Source organism: Klebsiella sp. 141240 (genome assembly GCF_050600805.1).
GTDB lineage: Bacteria > Pseudomonadota > Gammaproteobacteria > Enterobacterales > Enterobacteriaceae > Klebsiella > Klebsiella aerogenes.
Genome location: NZ_JAQIRK010000004.1, coordinates 280,320 through 297,638 on the forward strand (window position 1 = coordinate 280,320; position 17,319 = coordinate 297,638).

At 55.6% G+C, this 17,319-nt stretch carries 14 protein-coding genes; 9 read left to right on the forward strand and 5 right to left on the reverse strand.

What is annotated here, in order from left to right; genetic code table 11:
- The first annotated feature begins 115 nt into the window (after positions 1–115).
- The gene (locus PGQ95_RS09900) at positions 116–700 is read left to right on the forward strand and encodes a helix-turn-helix domain-containing protein (RefSeq protein WP_430917902.1); all 585 of its coding nucleotides are present in this window, start codon (positions 116–118) and stop codon (positions 698–700) included.
- Positions 701–719: 19 nt separating this feature from the next.
- Here the strand turns inward: PGQ95_RS09900 and PGQ95_RS09905 are convergent, their stop codons facing one another.
- Complete coding sequence (locus PGQ95_RS09905; protein ID WP_430917904.1) at positions 720–1,163, reverse strand: acetyltransferase; 444 nt, start codon at positions 1,161–1,163, stop codon at positions 720–722.
- 358 nt (positions 1,164–1,521) lie between these two features.
- On the reverse strand, positions 1,522–3,123 hold the full coding sequence (locus tag PGQ95_RS09910) for an aldehyde dehydrogenase family protein (protein ID WP_430917907.1): 1,602 nt from the start codon (positions 3,121–3,123) through the stop codon (positions 1,522–1,524).
- 276 nt (positions 3,124–3,399) lie between these two features.
- Here PGQ95_RS09910 and PGQ95_RS09915 point away from each other — a divergent pair, with 276 nt between their 5' ends.
- Positions 3,400–4,410 carry an AraC family transcriptional regulator ligand-binding domain-containing protein gene (locus PGQ95_RS09915; protein ID WP_430917909.1) on the forward strand — a complete coding sequence of 337 codons (1,011 nt, stop codon included), beginning with the start codon at positions 3,400–3,402 and terminating at the stop codon, positions 4,408–4,410.
- 59 nt (positions 4,411–4,469) lie between these two features.
- On the opposite strand, the gene fdhF is transcribed toward PGQ95_RS09915, so the two are convergent.
- Together fdhF and PGQ95_RS09925 are read right to left on the reverse strand one after the other, a co-directional pair.
- Positions 4,470–6,620 (reverse strand): formate dehydrogenase subunit alpha, encoded by a 2,151-nt coding sequence (gene fdhF / locus PGQ95_RS09920; RefSeq protein WP_430917911.1) that lies wholly within the window; start codon positions 6,618–6,620, stop codon positions 4,470–4,472.
- 244 nt (positions 6,621–6,864) lie between these two features.
- Positions 6,865–7,956 carry a malate/lactate/ureidoglycolate dehydrogenase gene (locus PGQ95_RS09925; protein ID WP_430917913.1) on the reverse strand — a complete coding sequence of 364 codons (1,092 nt, stop codon included), beginning with the start codon at positions 7,954–7,956 and terminating at the stop codon, positions 6,865–6,867.
- Positions 7,957–7,970: 14 nt separating this feature from the next.
- On the opposite strand from PGQ95_RS09925, the gene PGQ95_RS09930 reads away from it, so the two are divergent.
- From PGQ95_RS09930 to PGQ95_RS09945, 4 genes are all read left to right on the forward strand, one after another.
- Complete coding sequence (locus tag PGQ95_RS09930; RefSeq protein ID WP_155953463.1) at positions 7,971–8,129, forward strand: hypothetical protein; 159 nt, start codon at positions 7,971–7,973, stop codon at positions 8,127–8,129.
- A 311-nt stretch (positions 8,130–8,440) separates the two neighbouring features.
- A complete protein-coding gene (locus PGQ95_RS09935) occupies positions 8,441–9,529 on the forward strand; it encodes an ABC transporter substrate-binding protein (protein ID WP_047066592.1) in 1,089 nt (362 codons plus the stop codon).
- A gap of 125 nt (positions 9,530–9,654) precedes the next feature.
- Positions 9,655–11,424 (forward strand): ABC transporter permease, encoded by a 1,770-nt coding sequence (locus PGQ95_RS09940; RefSeq protein WP_087857872.1) that lies wholly within the window; start codon positions 9,655–9,657, stop codon positions 11,422–11,424.
- Complete coding sequence (locus PGQ95_RS09945; protein WP_430917915.1) at positions 11,417–12,487, forward strand: ABC transporter ATP-binding protein; 1,071 nt, start codon at positions 11,417–11,419, stop codon at positions 12,485–12,487. Before PGQ95_RS09940 ends, PGQ95_RS09945 begins: the two co-directional genes overlap by 8 nt.
- 7 nt (positions 12,488–12,494) lie before the next feature.
- On the opposite strand, the gene PGQ95_RS09950 is transcribed toward PGQ95_RS09945, so the two are convergent.
- On the reverse strand, positions 12,495–12,866 hold the full coding sequence (locus PGQ95_RS09950; protein ID WP_430915233.1) for a VOC family protein: 372 nt from the start codon (positions 12,864–12,866) through the stop codon (positions 12,495–12,497).
- Positions 12,867–13,376: 510 nt separating this feature from the next.
- On the opposite strand from PGQ95_RS09950, the gene PGQ95_RS09955 reads away from it, so the two are divergent.
- Genes PGQ95_RS09955 through PGQ95_RS09965 form a run of 3 tightly spaced genes read left to right on the forward strand, consistent with a single transcriptional unit; the run spans position 13,377 to position 17,267 of the window.
- Entirely contained in the window at positions 13,377–14,126 is a 750-nt protein-coding gene (locus PGQ95_RS09955) for a gluconate 2-dehydrogenase subunit 3 family protein (protein WP_183269031.1), read from the forward strand.
- Positions 14,127–14,128: 2 nt separating this feature from the next.
- Positions 14,129–15,913, forward strand: a complete 1,785-nt coding sequence (locus PGQ95_RS09960; protein ID WP_015366945.1) for a GMC family oxidoreductase — start codon at positions 14,129–14,131, stop codon at positions 15,911–15,913.
- Between the two features lie 10 nt (positions 15,914–15,923).
- Complete coding sequence (locus PGQ95_RS09965; RefSeq protein ID WP_162184090.1) at positions 15,924–17,267, forward strand: c-type cytochrome; 1,344 nt, start codon at positions 15,924–15,926, stop codon at positions 17,265–17,267.
- Positions 17,268–17,319 lie beyond the last annotated feature (52 nt).

Below are 17,319 nucleotides of genomic sequence, written 5' to 3' on the forward strand. Positions count from 1 at the left end.
GGTACTTAAAATGATTGTCCAGCTATTGAAACCTGACTTTTTCACACTGACACAATCAATGATTCCAGCCTAATTTAGCTAATGGCATAATCAGGCTGGCGAAAGTGAGGGTGAAATGGATAAAAAAGATAAAAATCAGATAGTAGATAGCGACATTGCACAGTTATTACTAAAGCACAGGAAAGCTCGTAACTGGACGGTAACGGAGCTTGCTCAACGCTCAGGCGTGAGCCAGGCGATGATTAGTAAGATTGAACGAGGCGTCTCCAGTCCCAGCGCGACTATCCTTAGTCGTTTAGCGAACGCCATGAATATTACGCTATCAAAACTTTTCGCCGAGCTTGAGGAACATCAGAATTCGCTGGTTCGTTTCGCTCACCAGCAGCAGCATTGGACAGATGAACAGTCAGGCATTATCCGTTGGACATTGTCCCCGGCGGGCGCCAGTCCGGAACTGATAAAAGTTGAAATCCCTGCAATGGGTCAACTGACGATCCCCGCCTCCGCTATTGAGCATCTTTGCGGGCAAACACTTTGGATGCTGAGCGGCAACCTTGATTTTAGGTTCAATCATCAGACTCATCATTTGCAAGCGGGTGATTGTCTTGCTCTTACCTTTGCAGGCGAGTGCCAAATGACTAACCCGGATAGCGAACAGAGCTGTACATACATCGTTGCGTTTAGCCAAAAAAACAGATGATATTTCCCCTGGCAAACGGTTAGACGCCATTCCCTTTACGCAGGTGCAGCAGGGGATAAGGTCTTCCCTGACTATCCTGCCCGGAGCGCCCTGAAACCTGAAAGCCGATATGTTGATAAAACCCGACGGCCTGTTGGTTTTGTTCATTGACGTCGACGCTTAAATCAGGATGAAGAGCAAGGGCATGGGATATCAACTGTTTTCCGACGCCAAGCCCGCGAGCAGAGGCATCTACGAACAGCGCCTCCAGATGGCCATCATGTAAAAACATAAATCCGAGCGGAAGGTCTTCATCATTTGTCGCTACCCATACAGGGGTTTCTGAAAAAAAGCCGACCACCTCTTTTTCGATCTCTTGCCGGTCGTGAGCTGTCAGAAAATCGTGCGTAGCATCTACAGAACTTTTCCAAATTTGGATGATGTCTTCCGCTTCACAAGGTCGTGACATTCTGATTTTTATCATCTTTTCTGCCTTAAAGTGGACATGATTTTGGGTAATTACCTACAAAAAGAATCCACGTAATTTACTATGGTGTAATTAAATTCACAATAGTGATGATGTCGCCATGTCTATCGTTGCTAGCCTCACTTTCAGGTGCAGAATGCCACGACCGGCGCTGGCCTGATAGCGCTCAAACTGGCGTACAAGCCGTTTGAGCGTATGGAAAGCCGCGATGAGTTCCGATTTATTGTTGTGGAGCTCACCCTATGCATGTCCTCAAGGTCGTAGTCACTGCCCCGGCTATGAAGCAGACTCGCTACAACACAGTCGAGTAAGGGGCAGTTGGATAAGGCCTTTCAGGCCGATGTGTTGTACTGACTCAAAAATCTTTTTTACGGAAGCTATCGCGGATGGCGTCCCCCATCAGACAGGTCAGGTTCATCCAGGTAGGCTCGACTGCGAAATTCGCCATGTTTCCAGCCATATTGTCGAACGCTCGCTTGTTGGTGTAGAGCATGTGCCCTGGTGACATAAACTTTGCCTCCATGATTGATTTCTCAACGTTCTCGTAATTGAGTAGGTTGCCAAAGTTGCCGCGACCAGAAACGAACGTCTTGCCTGCCTCATTTCCACCCCAGGTAAGATAGGGGTTGAGAAAAATGAAGGACGGCATGCTGTTGATGGCGACCGCACCATATTCCAGGTCAGACACCGCCTGCTCGAGTAATTTCTGATGGGCCTTTCTGGTGTCCTCATCGATAAGTATCGCGCTGGCGAGCGTGCCCAGGAGCTGGGTGTTGGCGAACTTGACGGCGCCGGGGAGAAAGTGCGCTGCATTGGCTGGCAGGTCAAGCGGCACCTCAGCGAGCACCAGGCTGAACGCTTCATGCGAAGTGGCGTAGCCACAGGGCTCAACGCCTGTTAGTAATATGACATCGGAATGCGGATACTTGCCGCCCTCGGGGCTCAGTACTTCCGCATCGGGATAGGCCTGGCGAAAACCATCCACGACCTTGTCGGCACCGGGGTAGTACATACCCATGGCCGGAGTAGTCTCCGAGATAGCGACCCGCAGCGCGTCGAGGAATTCCATGCGCTGCGGCCAGTGCTTGCTTGTCACCAGAGTCTGGGGACGACCGCAGTTCGCGCCACCATTGAACTTTGCCATGGTGGCTATCTGCACTGCCTGATGCTCAATTTCCTTCTTTGTCCATGGCCGGTCGCCCGGCACGATGATGCATGGGTTATTGCCGCCGCATTCGGAGATAAGCGGCGTCTCTGTGGCTGACATAATAGCCTCGGCCGTTGCGGTTCCACCTGTAAAGTAAATCCGGGAGAGGCGGGGGTCTACTGTCAGGTCTTGTCCCCGATCGGCATCGCAGAAGCTCAGAACGCGCCGATCAATCAGCGGCTGCATGATCTTCGCCCAAATCCTGTCGGTTTCTTCGTTCAGGTGATGCGGTTTGTGTACGACCGCACAGTTCTCGAAGAAGATTGCTTTCAACACCTCGAGCGCTGAGCTGTAGTTACCGGCACCCAGCACGGCAATAATACCCGAGGGCTTTTCCATCGGATTGATTTGTTTCGGCGTGCCTTTCACACGGATGCGACTCTTCTGATCCGCGTACATCAACTTGTCCTTCCGCTCCTGCGGAAAGACATAAATGTCGTAGAGATCCTCACTCACTTTTTCCACGCTCAGCGGCTGTGGCATCTTGCCGTCGAGAATGGATTCATAAAGGATGATGGCTGCCGAGACGGTACTCGCCATAGGAACGACGGTAGCAACCTTTGACATTGGGTATGAAAAAAGAGGCGCACCGAGGATGCCATTCTTCATCTTGCTGTCGGCGAAGGCGAGGTCATCACCGTACTTCTTCAGGTTTGCACGGATTTCCTCCAGCAGATGCAAACGTTCTGCGGGAGATGTTGTAGTCCATTTTTGGGGATCCAGTTGGTCGATAGCTTCGGTAGCATTCATTGAGATTTCTCTATTGTTCAGATTGGACCGTCAGGACGGTGGAACGTGTCCTGGCTGGTGTGATGTTTACACTCACTATAGGAAGCAAGCCGCGACAACGCTCTGGCAATCCGCGCCAATTTTAATGCGAGAGATGCCAGCACAGGGAGTGAGTCGCGGATGTTACAGGTTGGCGCAACGTGCAGTCATTGTGGCGCGGTTTGAATGGGGTTAAGCGCACGACTGCTCTATACTCTGAGCGTCGGTTGAATGAGCAATAGTGACGGAGTGCTGAAGGTGCAAAACAAAACTTTTCCCATGGATATTGGCTGGCTGGCAATACTGAAGGACTTAGGTGTTCAGCCTGGCCATGTATTACGTCGGGCCGGCCTTCCAGACGATTTACTCTCCCGTACAAGACAGGGGCTTTCTGGCGAAGACTATTTTCGTTTCTGGCGCGCTTTAGAGGCTGAGGCAAGTGATGCCATGTTTCCCTTACGCCTCGTCGAGACTCTCTCGGCTGATTCTTTCAACCCACCACTCTTCGCTGCCCTGTGCAGCGCGAATCTGGTACAGGCTATGCATCGCCTCGCCAAATACAAGCAACTTGTGGCGCCCATGAGCCTGGAAGTCAATACGGGTGACGCAGGCGAACTGGTCGTGACGCCTCGCTGGTTGTCGATACAAACCGAGGTACCTTACTCGCTGCAAGTGGCCGAGATTGCGTTTTTTGTGCGACTAGCCAGACTGGCTACCCGTGAGCACATTAAGGCGTATCGCGTTATCCTGCCGCAACTTCCATCCAGTCATTATCTCCGGCGTTACGAGAATTTCTTCGGCGTACCTGTGCAAAAAGGAGAGTATCCAGCAATCGCTTTCGCCGCTGTGGATGCTTTGCGTCCATTCCTGACGGTCAACGAAAGCATGTTTCACGCGTTCGAACCCGATCTTCGCCGTCGGCTCAGTGAACTCGATTCGACGGCGTCAACGGTGGAACGCGTGCGTGCTGTCTTACTGGAGCTGTTGCCTGGTAACGCGGCTACCATTGAGAAGGCCGCGGAACGACTGGGCTTGAGCAAGCGTACGCTTCAACGTCGTCTCGAGGAAGAGGGGGAAAACTTTCGCGCCCTGGTCAATATGGTGCGGGAGAGGCTTGCCCGACACTACCTGGCAAATACCACGATGTCCGGCGCAGAAATCGCTTTCCTCCTGGGATTCGAAGATCCCAATTCCTTTTATCGCGCATTCCAGGGGTGGACTGGGAAAACACCTGACAGCGTCCGTCATGCCAAAGAAGGCCTATTTTGATGTCAATCCAGACAACGTCAGATTCCAGGGAGAAGCTAAGCTTCTCCCTGAATTTACCCTCAGGCGTTTGCCGCCGCCTTTAACCGCGCCTTCATCAGGCTATAGGTCGTCCAGGCGTACCGTTCCGCCCAGTCCTGGTCGGCAATAGCCTCTACCTTCACCGCGCAGTACTTGGTTTCCGGCGTTTTCGAGATAGGATCCAGATTATCCTGGGTCAGCTCATTACAGGCGCCGACCCACCACTGGTAGGTCATGTACACCGCGCCGGGGTTGATCCGCTCGCTGAGATCGGCGCGGGTCATCACTTTGCCGCGCCGCGAACTCACCCATACCAGCTGACGATCGGCGATACCCGCCCGCTCGGCATCAGCAGGGTGCATTTGGATCCGGCCCGGTTCGTCCGCCAGCGACTGCAGCGCCGCGCAGTTGCCGGTCATTGAACGGCAGGAGTAATGGCCGACTTCGCGCACCGTGCAGAGCACCAGCGGGAAATCATCGTCCGGCGTTTCCGCCGGCGCGCGCCACGGCGCGGCGAACAGTTGCCCTTTGCCCGATGGAGTATCAAAGTGATTATCCTGATATAACCACGGCGTGCCGGGGTGATCGAGCGTCGGGCACGGCCACTGCACGTGGCCCATATCGCCCATTTTCTCCCAGGTTACGCCGTAGAACAGCGGGCAGAGTTCGCGCATTTCATCCCAGATTTGCTGGTTACTGGTGTAATGCATTGGATAGCCCATCTCGCTGGCCAGTAGGCTGATAATTTCCCAATCGCGTTTCACGTTACCTGTGGGCGGAATAGCCTGTTCAAAACGCTGGAAGCCGCGGTCGGCGCAGGTAAAGACGCCGCCGTGCTCGCCCCAGGATGTCGCCGGCAGCAGTACGTCAGCCACTTCCGCCGTTTTAGTCATAAAGATATCCTGCACCACCACAAAATCCAGCGCTTCCATCCCTTTGCGTACCAGACCCAGATCGGCCTCGGTTTGCAGCGGATCCTCGCCCATGATGTAGTAGGCTTTGATTTCTCCCGCCAGCGCTTTATGCGGGACTTCAGTGATACGGGTGCCGATTTGCGTATCCATTAGCGTCGGATCGATGCCCCAGGCATTGGCGAATTTGGCGCGCACCGCGGCGTCGGTGACGTCCTGATAGCCCGGGAACTGGTTGGGTAGCACCCCCATGTCGCAGGCGCCCTGGACGTTATTTTGTCCGCGCACCGGGCCGACGCCGACGTTGGCCCGTCCGAGGTTGCCGGTCAGCAGCGCGAGGCTGGCGAGACCGCGGACGACATCAACCGCCTGGCCGAACTGGGTTACGCCCATTCCCCACATAATGGTGGCGGAAGGGGCGGCGGCGAAGGTGCGCATCGCCCGCCGGATGGCCAGCGCGGGGACGCCGACCAGCGCTTCCACAGCTTCGGGAGAGTAGTCTTTCACCGCCTCGCGGTAGGCCTCCAGCCCTTCGGTATAACGCTCAACGTAATCGTGATTGTAGAGATCTTCTTCCAGCAGGACATAGGCGAAGGCGTTGACCAGCGCCATATTGCTGCCATTGTTGAGTTGCAGATGCTGGTCGGCGATGCGGGCGGTTTCAATGCGCCGCGGATCGCAGACGATGATTTTCGCGCCGTTGTCGCGGGCTCTCAGTACCCGTCTCGCCACGATAGGGTGAGAATCGGCGCAGTTATAGCCAAAGACCAGCAGACATTTTGAGTTCTCAATATCGCTTATCGAGTTGCTCATCGCGCCATTGCCGAGAGAAGCCTGCAGCCCGGCGACCGACGGCCCGTGGCAAACGCGGGCGCAGCAGTCGACGTTATTGGTATTGAGTACCGCACGGGCGAATTTCTGCATCACGTAATTGGTTTCATTACCGGTGCCGCGGGACGATCCGGTAGTCATAATGGCGCGCGGGCCATATTTGGCCTTGATCTCGCGGAGCTTAGCGGCGGTGTAGCGAATTGCTTCTTCCCAGCTGACCGGGGTGAACGGGCCGCCTTTCTGATAACGAATCATCGGCTGCTTGAGGCGAGGCGTGAGAAGCTGCGTGTCGTTGAGGAAATCCCAGCCGTAGTAGCCTTTCAGGCATAGCTGGTTTTGATTGGTGACGCCGTCAGCGGCCTCGGCGCGAATGATTTTATCATTTTCGACAACCAATTTGAGTTTACAACCCGCCCCGCAATAGGGGCACACGCTGGTAATTTTATTCATCAGTAACAGACCTGTTAACAGTGAAGATAGGGCGATAGCGCGCCGGGCCCGGCAGGCTACCGTCAGCAAACGCGCGACGTCGAACGTCGTGCGATGCACTTCGATTGCATAATGCGTGCCAAAGTGAAAATAGCGCTGATGACGCGGGATGAAGGTGATGAAGACGCGGGAAAATCACTGACGTCGTCACAAGTGACGATGACGCGGGACGCCGTGGCTGACGATCGCCCCGCGGGGGCTGAGGTTAAGCGTTGACTTCCATCTTCTGCTGCAATTGGTTCAACGTCTCCTGCGACATCCCGGCCTGCCGCGCGGCGGCGCAGATCGCCTGCCAGCTACTGGCATCGAGCGGAATACCGTTTGCCAGCCGCTGCTGACGATTGGCCGCTTCCCACTCACCCGGCGCCAGAATAGGCGTATCGGCATCGTGCGGCGACCGTTTACACCAGTCGATAAAGGCCTCGGTTTCGCGCTGCATCTGCGGCGCATCGAAGGCTTCCGGGCTGAGAATAATGGTAGTCATGCAGTTGAAGATAGCGTCGAGGCAGCCCTGCAGGCTATCCTGATGGGTCGTTTGCCCGCCCGAGACCGCGCCGCCGAGCACCTCGCACAGCGTCGCCAGGGCATAACCTTTGTGTTGGGCAAAGGTGAGCAGGGCGCCAAGCGGTGAGGTCTGCATCACCGCCGGATCGGTGGTTGGTTCGCCGCGAGAATCAATCAATGAGCCGGCAGGCACCGCTTCGCCTTTATGCCATGCGACGCGGGTTTTGCCAAAAGCGATGGCGCTGGTGGCGTAATCGAGCAGCAGCGGCGGGTGGCCTTCACGCGGGAAGACCACGCAGAGCGGGTTAGTGCCGAAGCGGCTATCTTTGCCGCGAAATGGCGCCACCATCGGGTCGCCGACGACGTTGACGAAATGAATGGATATTAACCCCTGCGCGGCGCACTGTTCCGCCCAGTAACCGATGCGCCCGATATGGTGAGCATTGCGCAGCGCCACGGCGGCCAGGCCGTGCTGTTTGGCTTTTTCAATCCCCAACTGCATGGCTTCATGGGCAACGACCTGGCCGAAACCGGCGTTGCCGTCGAGGGTGACGACGGCGCCGGCGTCTTTCATCACGCTGGCGTGACGGTTAAGTTGCAGAAACCCTTCGCTATGGGATTTTACGTAACTCGGGATCATGCCGACGCCGTGGGAATCGTGTCCGGCAAGGTTGGCGGCGATCAGGTGGTCTGCGACCAGCGCGGCTTCGGTTGGCGTACTGCCCAGCTGCGTGAACAGGGTGGTGACGAAGTGGTGTAGCTCCGTGGGGCGAAAGCGATGTCCTGTAGGCACGGATAGTCTCCTCGATGTATGTTGTTGTTTTGTTGCGTTTGCCGTTCCATGCTGCGCCGCAAGGCGCAGAAGATCAAGGCGATAAATATCTCTCACTGAATAGGGAGATTATTGGCATGGTTCATTTTGACGAAACCGCCCGGCAAAATGGTTTTGAATGTAATATTAGGTGAATATGTAAAAGGTACATTTATTACTCCATCCTCGTAATGACACTGCTCCTGTTTTTCTTTATTCGAATGGTCCTGAAGAAATGCAAATAAAGGCTTTGACCATAGCGCTAATCGCTCCATGACGCTGCAGCATTAATCTGTGACCTCGCTCGCTGTTTTCTCTATTCGCTGAATAAACTCCATAAACACTACTTTTTAAACTACACCATTGTCACAAAAGCCATAAAAACCCCACCCGCAGCGTTGCAGAGGGTGTTGTAGCACTATATGTTAAATTTGTGTTTAATTATTGATGCTTAAGGGTTGATTTTATGTATAAGAAAATCGGTGGTTTAGTGGTTTCACTGACGACAGTCTTCTCGTACTCCGCGCTGGCGGAGGTGCCGCAGGGCTACCCGGCAGATTATCAAAAAGTCGTTGATGCCGGGGTGAAAGAGGGCAAAGTCGTGGTTTATTCCACAACGGACACCAAAGCGGCAGGGCCGTTAATTAAAGGCTTTGAAGCGCAATATCCTGGGATTAAAGTTGAATATAACGATATGAACAGCACCGAGCTGTACAACCGTTATATTAGTGAACAAGCCGCCGGCGGCGGGAGCGGCGACGTGGTGTGGAGCTCTTCCATGGACACGGCGCTGAAATTAGCCACCGATTATGCGCAAGAGTATGCCTCGCCGGAAGTTGGCAAGCTGCCGAAATGGGCGGTCTGGCAGCAAAAAGCCTACGGCACAACCTATGAGCCGGTGGTCTTTATCTATAACAAACGGCTGATCCCACAAAATGAAGTGCCGGATTCACATACCGCATTGGCCAAACTTATCGCCGGGCAGGCTGATAAATTTAAAGGCAAAGTCACCACCTACGATATCGAGAAATCGGGGCTTGGTTTTATGCTGGCGGTGCAGGATAGCAAAGCTGACGCCAACTACTTCGCCGACCTGGCGAATATCGCCAAAGGCGGCCTGACGGTGCAATCTTCTACCGGCACCATGATGGAGCGCGTCTCCTCCGGTGAAAACCTGATCGGCTATAACATCCTGGGATCCTATGCCGAAGCGCGCGCTAAAACCGACCCGTCATTAGGCATTGCCTATCCGAAAGACTACGTGCTGGTGCTGTCCCGCGTCTCATTTATTACTGCGGAAGCAGGACACCCAAATGCGGCGAAACTGTGGTTCGACTACGTACTGTCGGAAAAAGGGCAAACGATTCTTGCCTCTCAGGGCGATATCCCGTCAATTCGCAACGACATTGAAGGTAAAAATGATATCGACGGGATGACCAAATTACTGGGCAATGCGCTGAAGCCGATTCCGGTGGATGAAAGCCTGCTGCAATATCTGCAACCCAAACAGCGTCTGGAATTTATTAAGCAATGGCGTGCCGCTGCTGCGAAATAAAGCAATTACCTATGAAACTTCCCCTGGAACGTATCCGGGGGAATGATCGTATCAGTATTCAGTAAATAAATACTCATTATCTCTTCTTGATAATTTATCTCTGCACTTTGCCAGGGGAATTAAAGATGAACATTTTACGCAGAAAGTGGCAAGGGCTACCGCGTGGCATAGTGGTATTGATAGCGGCACTGGTAATTTACGTTCCGCTATTATTTATTGTGGCCCAAAGTTTTCTTTCCGCACCATTTTTTGCCCGCTCTAAAGAGTGGAGCCTCGAAGCCTTCGGTTTTATTTTTACCGACCCGGATTTTTACCTGGCCTTACGCTCTGGATTTATCCTCGCTTTTGGTCTTGTCATTATCGCGATTCCGCTGGGCGGCATTCTGGCCTTTTTAATGGTACGTACCGATTTACCCGGTAGGCGTTTTATTGAGCCGCTGATCCTGGTGCCGATTTTCGTCTCGCCGATGGTGTTGGGCTTTGGTTATGTGGTGGCCGCCGGGCCGGTCGGTTTCCTGTCGCAGTGGGCGCAGGCGTGGCTGGGTTTTGTGCCCTGGAATATCTACTCGATGTTCAGCATCGTGGTAATAGCCGGTTTAACGCACGTCCCGCATGCCTATCTTTATATCTCCTCGGCGCTACGTAGCGTCGGTTCGGATGTGGAAGAGGCGGCGCGTACCGTCGGCGCCACGCCGCTGCAGGTGATGACCTCGGTGAGCCTGCCGATGGTACGGCCATCCATTCTTTACGCCTGCGTGCTGCTGTTCTTCCTCGGCCTGGAGGTCTTCGGCCTGATGCTGGTGCTCGGCGATCCGGAAGGCAACATGGTGCTGGCGACCTATCTCTATAAGTTGACCAATAAACTGGGAACGCCCTCTTACCATCTGATGGCGGCGGTCGCGGTGGTGTTAATCTGCATTACCATTCCGCTGGTCATGTTGCAGCGCCGGTTGATGCGTACCGCCAACCGCTTCGTGACCATGAAAGGTAAAGCGTCGCAGTCGCGCGCCTTGCCGCTGGGGAAATGGCGTTGGGTCGCGGGCGCGGTCGTGGTGGCGTGGCTGACGGTGACTATTGGCGTCCCGCTGCTGGGTGTGGCGCTACGGGCCTTTATTTCCAATTGGGGCGTTGGCGTTTCGCTATGGGATGAGCTGTCGCTGGCGACTTTCCGCAACATCTGGCAGCAGCCGAATCTGCTGCGGGCGATCGTCAACTCGATGGCGATCGGGATTATCGGCGGCGCGCTGGCGGTGGTGTGCTATCTGTTTGTCGGTATCGCCATGCACCGTAAACCGGATAACGTCACGCGCTTTCTCGACTACAGCGTGCTGGTACCTCGTGCGGTGCCGGGCCTGTTGGCCGGTTTGGCGTTTCTGTGGGTGTTTCTGTTTGTGCCGATGTGGCTCGATCAGTCATTGAAAAATGGCTGGCTCTCGGCGCTGCCGGTCGCCGACTGGCTGCGCGAACACCTTATCGTGCAACTGCGCGCGCTGCGCAACACCATTTTCAGCGTCTGGTTGGCCTATACGGTGGTGTGGATGGCCTACGGCCTGCGCCTTATCTCATCAACGCTGCTGCAGGTGGCGCCGGAGCTGGAGGAGGCCGCGCGCAGTACCGGCGCTTCTCGCGGACAAATCACCCGCCACGTCACCATTCCGCTGGCGCGCTACGGGCTAATTGGTTCCTGGCTGCTGATGTTCCTGATCTTTGAACGCGAGTATTCAACCGGCGTTTATTTGTTGTCGCCAGGCACCGAAACGATCGGGTCGATGCTGGTCTCGTTGTGGGCGGCGGGCGCCATTGATATCGTCGCGGCGCTATCGTTTATCAATATTCTGCTGGTGGTAGTCGGTCTGGGTATCGCCCTGCGCTTTGGAGTGAAATTACATGATTGAGTTATCGGTAGACAATTTGCATCTGACCTATGGCGACAACCCGGTGCTGAAAGGGGTGTCGATGGAGCTCAAACGCGGGGAAGTGGTGTCGCTGCTTGGCCCTTCAGGTAGCGGGAAAACCACGCTGCTACGTGCGGTCGCCGGGCTGGAGAAACCGACCGCCGGGCGGATCACCATCGGCAATAGCGTGGTTTATGACGGTAGTCCGCGTAGCGAAATCCCGGCGGAAGAGCGTAATCTCGGGCTGGTGTTCCAGTCCTACGCCCTGTGGCCGCATAAAACGGTATTCGACAACGTGGCCTATCCGCTGAAACTGCGTAAAGTGGCCAGCGGCGAGATTAAACAGCGGGTGCAGAGCGTACTTGATCAGTTAGGTCTGGGACATCTGGGCAACCGGCACCCGCATCAGCTTTCCGGCGGCCAGCAGCAGCGTGTGGCGATAGGACGGGCGCTGGTCTATAACCCGCCGGTTATTCTGCTGGATGAGCCGCTATCCAACCTCGACGCCAAGCTGCGTGAAGAGGCGCGGGTATTCCTGCGCGAGCTCATTATCAAGCTGGGCCTGTCGGCGCTGATGGTCACCCACGATCAGAATGAAGCGATGGCGATCTCCGATCGCATTTTGCTGCTTAACAACGGCGTGATTGAACAGCAGGGGACGCCGCAGGAGATGTACGGTAACCCAGCCACCCTGTTCGCCGCCGAGTTTATGGGCAGCAATAACCGCCTGCACGGTAAGGTGACGGCGCTGGAGGACGGACGCGCGCGAGTTGAAGGCGCCAGTTGGGCGCTATGGGGGCGCGCGGGCGAGGGGGTCAGCGTCGGTCAGCCGGCGACGGCGGTGATCCGCGTCGAACGGCTGCGCCTTGACTGCTCGCCGCAGGACAATAGCCTGGAACTTCCGCTGCTGACCAGCATGTACCTCGGCGATCGGTGGGAATATCTGTTCCGTACCGAGGGCGATGACTTTGCTATCCGCGCCTACGGCACGGCCCTGCGTGATGCCGAACATTGTCATCTGACGCTGCCCGCGGATGATGTGTGGATTTTCCCGCAGCGATAAACTTTGCTTAGGGCGCCAGATGACACACCGCTTCGATATTGTGTCCATCTGGCGCAATGACAAAGGCGGCGTAGTAATTGGCGTGGTAATTAGGCCGTAATCCCGGCGAGCCGTTATCCTTGCCTCCGGCGGCCAGCGCCGCGTGCCAGAAGGCATCAACCTGCTCGCGGCTGTCGGCGCAAAAGGCGATATGCAGCGGCGCGGGTTTATCTTCGCTTTGATAGAGGCATAAAGAGGCGTCGTTCGCCCCGGCTAACTCCGCGCCGTAAGCTGGCTCGCCTTCGCCTGCCAGCGTCACGCCGAGCGGCGCCAGCGCCTGTAAAAAGAATGCCTTGCTCGCGGCATAATCACTGACGCCAAATTTGACATGATCGAACATAAATTCTCCTTGTGGTTGGGAATATCTGTACGACATCACCGTGTCGTTAAATTGATAAGCGAACCAGCTTTGGTTTAATTAACAACGGTGATTAACTAATTTAACAGCTCGAATTGTTTAATTATTCATTAAGCGAGTATTTACAGGTGCTTAATCTGCCATGTACCATAAACAAAAAATAACAAATGTGATACATATCACCCTTTATTGGCGCTTTGGTAAAACCAAAGGCGCGTAATTTCCGCATGACTTACCGCACTCAGGTTATTAAATGCCCGATCTTATCGTGACAACCCGGTGAATATTTGCGCCATTTTCCCGCGTTGCGTTGAGAATCGTCTAATATCCAAACGATAACCCTATAAATCTTATCGCTATTGGCGATTTATTGTACGTCTTATTGGCCAGAGCCAGAGGGGCTGTTGCGTAATCGCTGAATGGTATCGGTACCAGAGCGAGATTTGCTGGGCTTGTAAGCGTCAAAACAGTAATTTAATTGACAGGAATGTGATTATGTCGAGCGAGAAAACCAACAATTCGAGGCGTGATTTTTTAGTAAAATCAATGGCCTTGATTCCAACGGTCGTCATCGGCGGCGGTAGCGTGGGCGCCATTGGCGTGGCGACGAGCGCCACGGCGCAGGCGGCTTCCGCACCCTCTGCCGGTGGCAACGCCGCATCCAGCGACTGGAAGCCGCAATTCTTCAACGATCGTGAGTGGCTGTTTATCAACGCCGCCGTCGCTCGCTTAATCCCAGCCGATGAACTCGGTCCAGGCGCCAAAGAGGCCGGTGTGCCGGAGTTTATCGACCGCCAGCTCAACACCCCTTATGCCACCGGTTCCATCTGGTATATGCAGGGGCCATTTAATCCCGACGTGCCGAAAGAGATGGGCTACCAGCTGCCGCTGGTACCAAAACAGATTTATAACCTCGGTATCGCCGATGCCGAAGAGTGGTGTCAAAACCAGTATCACAAGAGCTTTGCTGAACTGAGCGGCGAACAGCAGGATGAGGCGCTCGGTTTGTGGGAATCCGGCAAGGCGCAGTTCAAACAGCTGCCGGCCTCGCTGTTTTTCTCCTATCTGTTGCAAAACACCCGCGAAGGCTTCTTCAGCGACCCTATCCATGGCGGCAATAAAGGCATGGTCGGCTGGACGCTGATTAATTTTCCCGGCGCGCGCGCCGACTTTATGGACTGGGTTGAACGAGGCGAACGCTATCCCTTCCCGCCGGTATCAATTAATGGGGAGAGGGCGTAATCATGGCGACCGTATTGAAAAAAACCGATGTAGCGATCGTTGGCTTCGGCTGGGTTGGCGCGATCATGGCCAAAGAGCTGACGGAAGCGGGGCTCAACGTCGTCGCGCTGGAGCGCGGCCCGATGCGCGATACCTGGCCGGACGGCGCTTATCCGCAGGTTATCGATGAGCTGACCTATAACATCCGCCGCAAGCTGTTCCAGGATCTCTCTAAAAGCACGGTGACGATTCGTCACAACACCAGCCAGCAGGCGGTACCCTATCGCCAACTGGCCGCCTTCCTGCCGGGGACCGGCGTTGGCGGCGCGGGTCTGCACTGGTCCGGCGTGCATTTCCGCGTCGATCCGATCGAACTGCGTATGCGCAGCCATTATGAAGAGCGTTACGGCAAAAACTTCATTCCCCAGGATATGATCATCCAGGATTTCGGCGTCACCTACGACGAACTGGAACCGTTCTTCGATAAAGCGGAAAAAGTCTTTGGCACCTCCGGTACCGCCTGGTCGGTTAAAGGGAAGGTTGTCGGTAAAGGCCGCGGCGGTAACGCCTTCGCGCCGGATCGCTCGGACGATTTCCCGCTGCCGGCGCAGAAAAATACCTGGTCGGCGCAGCTGTTTGAAAAAGCGGCGCTGGAAGTGGGCTATCATCCCTATAACCTGCCTTCCGCAAACACCTCCGACTCCTATACCAACCCGTATGGCGCGCAGATGGGGCCGTGTAACTTCTGCGGTTTCTGCAGCGGCTACGCCTGCTACATGTATTCGAAAGCCTCGCCGAACGTGAACATTCTGCCGGCGCTGCGCCAGGAAAAACGCTTTGAACTGCGTACCAACGCCAACGTGCTGAAGGTCAATCTGACCGACGATAAATCCCGCGCCACCGGTGTGACCTATGTCGACGGTCAGGGCCGTGAAATGGAACAGCCGGCGGATCTGGTGATTATCGGCGCCTTCCAGTTCCATAACGTGCATCTGATGCTGCTTTCCGGGATCGGTAAACCGTACAATCCTGAGACGGGCGAAGGGGTGGTCGGGCGTAACTTCGCCTATCAGAACATGACCACTATCAAGGCTATTTTCGATAAAGATACCTTCACCAACCCGTTCATCGGCGCGGGCGGCAACGGCGTCGGCGTCGATGACTTCAACGCCGATAACTTCGATCACGGCGCGGCGGGCTTCGTCGGCGGTTCGCCGTTCTGGGTCAACCAGGCGGGGACTAAACCGATCTCCGGCGTGCCGGTGCCTCCGGGTACCCCGGCGTGGGGCAGTAAATGGAAATCGGCGGTGGCCGACACCTACACCCACCACCTGTCGATGGATGCCCACGGCGCGCATCAGTCCTATCGCCAGAACTATCTCGATCTCGATCCGAACTACAAAAACGTCTTTGGTCAGCCGCTGCTGCGCATGACCTTCGACTGGCAGGAAAACGACATCAAGATGGCGCAGTTTATGTTCGATAAGATGGCGCCGATCGCCAAAGCGATGAAGCCGAAATATATGCTCGGCAGCCCGAAAAACGCCAATAGCCACTTTGACACCACCAGCTACCAGACCACCCATATGAACGGCGGCGCGGTGATGGGCGAAGATCCGAAAACCAGCGCGGTGAACCGTTATCTGCAGAGCTGGGACGTGCATAACGTCTTCGTCATCGGCGCTTCCGCTTTCCCACAGGGGCTGGGCTACAACCCGACGGGGACCGTTGCCGCGCTGGCCTACTGGTCGGCGAAGGCTATCCGCGAACAGTACCTGAGAAATCCGGGTCCATTGGTGCAGGCATAAGGGAAAGCAAATCATGAAAATGCAATGGTTATCGGCACTGGTTCTCGGTGCGTTAAGCTGCGCGGCGTTCGCCGAAGAGGCGCCTGCGGACAGCAATCTGATTAAGCAGGGCGAATATCTGGCGCGCGCCGGCGACTGCGTGGCCTGCCACACCAACGGTAAAGAGGGCAAACCTTTTGCCGGTGGTCTGCCGATGGAAACGCCGATCGGCACCATTTATTCCACTAACATCACGCCGGACAAAGCGCATGGTATTGGCGGTTATACCTTTGAAGAGTTTGACGATGCGGTGCGTAAAGGCGTGCGTAAAGACGGCTCAACGCTCTATCCGGCAATGCCATATCCTTCCTTCGCCCGTATCAATGAAGCGGATATGCGCGCCATGTACGCCTACTTTATGCACGGCGTGGAGCCGGTTAACGTCGCCAACAAAGACACGGACATTCCGTGGCCGCTGTCGATGCGCTGGCCGCTGGCGTTCTGGCGCGGCATCTTCGCCCCGACGCCGAGCGACTTTGTCGCCAATCCGCAGGTGGACCCGGTACTGGAGCGCGGCCGTTACCTGGTGGAAGGCCTTGGCCACTGCGGCGCCTGCCACACCCCGCGTAGCCTGACGATGCAGGAAAAAGCGCTTAGCGAAAGCGAAGGCGATAACTACCTGGCGGGTAGCAATGCGCCGATTGACGGTTGGGTGGCATCCAGCCTGCGCGGTGAAAATCGCGACGGGCTGGGAAGCTGGAGCGAAGCTGAACTGGCCGAGTTCCTTAAAACCGGGCGCAATGATAAATCCGTGGTCTTCGGCGGCATGAGCGACGTGGTTGAGCACAGCCTGCAGTATCTCTCGAATGACGATATCACCGCTATTGCCCGCTATCTGAAGTCGCTACCGCCGCGCGGCGGTAAACAGACGCCAGCTCCGGTGGAAGATAGCGTGGCGAAAGATCTGTGGAAAGGCGATGACAGCAAAACCGGCGCGGCGCTGTACGTCGATAACTGCGCTGCCTGCCACCGTACCGACGGCGTCGGTTATAAACGCGCGTTCCCGTCGTTGAAAGGCAACCCGGTGGTACAAACCGAAGATGCGACCTCGCTGATTCACATCATTCTGACCGGCAACACCACGCCGGCGGTGAAGGATGCGGTCTCGAACCTGACTATGCCGTCATTCGGCTGGCGTCTTGACGATCAACAGGTTGCGGATGTGGTCAACTTCATCCGCACCAGTTGGGGCAACAACGCGCCGCCGGTGAGCGCCAGCGATGTGGCGAAAGTACGAAAAGATAAGTCGATGATTCGCGATGAAAAGGCGTTAGGTAACGCCGACGTCTCGAAACTGCCGACTGCTGCAGAGTAACTGGGCCGGGGCGGGGCACTGGATTCGCCCCGCCTGAGGTAAAAAACGTGAT